Raw genomic sequence first — 1,334 nt, 5'->3', positions numbered from 1 at the left:
GACTTAATGATCATTTGAGTAAGTATTTTATTGTCAGTAATTAGGTCGAAAATACTTAATGACTGAGCGTTAGCCAGCTCGTATAACTTTTCTTCAATTAGAGGCTTTAGTTCGTCTTTAGACTGCGCGTGAAGCGTGATCAGTGCTTGAGGGTCAGTTAAGCGTGATGTGGCGCTTTTTCTGACGGCTACTTGTTCATCGTTTTGTGCAAGCTGAAGTAATATTTGATGATCTTCATTCTGGCCAGGGTTGAGCTCTTTGATTGCTTCAAGTCTGGTTGCTGTATGCTTGCTTTGCCATTTTGGTTTGAATAGCTTGGAAAGAAAAGTAGCCATGCTGGTATCTCGCTTATCTCTGTTTTTAATAATGCTCTTGTAAAGTGTTAGTCCTTTCGAAAAAGGAAACCGTTTTGTCTTAAGACTTTGAGAGTGCGAAAAGTCGAATTCCTACTGACATTGTTGACATAGGAATCTGCTGTTTTTCACGTTATAGTCTTAATTAACTGAACGAGCTTGGATATATTTAAACTCGTTCCAAATGTTGCACCCTGAGGCTTTTGTTAGCTTCAAGAGAGCAATAGGCTCGGGCATTCTAGCGCAGCCTCGCGTAAAAATCTCCACTATTCTCTGGTATTTAGCGGGATTCATTACGTGACGAGAGCCGTATAGGGCCAATATTGAAAAGAGTCGCAGGGCTTTATGGAAAAACGTGATAAATGAAGAGAGAAGCAGATCTCCAAAGTGTTAAAAATAAAGCCGTAGATCTTCTATCTCGTCGCGAGCATAGTGAACATGAGCTGCGCGAAAAGCTGCAAGGTAAGGGATATGAAGAGGCTCTGGTGGAACAGGCAGTTCAGTCGATGCTAGACGCTGGCTACTTGAGTGACGAACGATATGTGAGAATGATTATTCGTAGCAGCTATGAGAAGGGGCATGGGCCACAGAAAATACGTTTCAAGTTACAGCAAAAGGGTGTGAAGTCTTCAATGGTGAATGAGGGCTTTGAAGCGTTTGAGGGTGACTGGTTTGCCTTGGCTCAGTCTTTACGATTACGAAAATTTAGAGAGCCGCTCAATGATAAAGATCGGGCGCTTTACTACAAAGAGAAGTCTCGACAAATGCGCTTTCTAGCTGGACGAGGTTTTACGATGGAGCAGATATCCTTTGCGTTTGAAGTGCATGAAGATGATGAACAATATTTTGTGTAACTCGCCAATAGATTAATAAATAAGAACAATATTTATAACAAGAGGATGTAGCAAATGATCTCAACCATGATGGATCAGCCTTTAACCATAACTTCAGTGATGGAGTTTGCTGACAAAATTTATCCCC

2 protein-coding genes are annotated in these 1,334 nt (G+C 41.3%); one reads left to right on the top strand and one right to left on the bottom strand.

Annotation, left to right across the window (positions count from 1 at the left end; genetic code table 11):
* A partial coding sequence (locus tag A3735_RS24790) for a hypothetical protein (RefSeq protein WP_156499902.1) occupies positions 1 to 335 on the bottom strand: 335 nt, incomplete at its 3' end.
* Positions 336 to 715: 380 nt separating this feature from the next.
* Here A3735_RS24790 and A3735_RS24785 point away from each other — a divergent pair.
* A complete protein-coding gene (locus tag A3735_RS24785; RefSeq protein WP_068514675.1) occupies positions 716 to 1,207 on the top strand; it encodes a regulatory protein RecX in 492 nt (163 codons plus the stop codon).
* The last annotated feature ends 127 nt before the right edge of the window (positions 1,208 to 1,334 follow it).

This window comes from Oleiphilus sp. HI0061, assembly GCF_001635675.1.
Note: the sequence above shows the minus strand (reverse complement) of the source record. Positions and strands in the feature narration are given on the sequence as shown.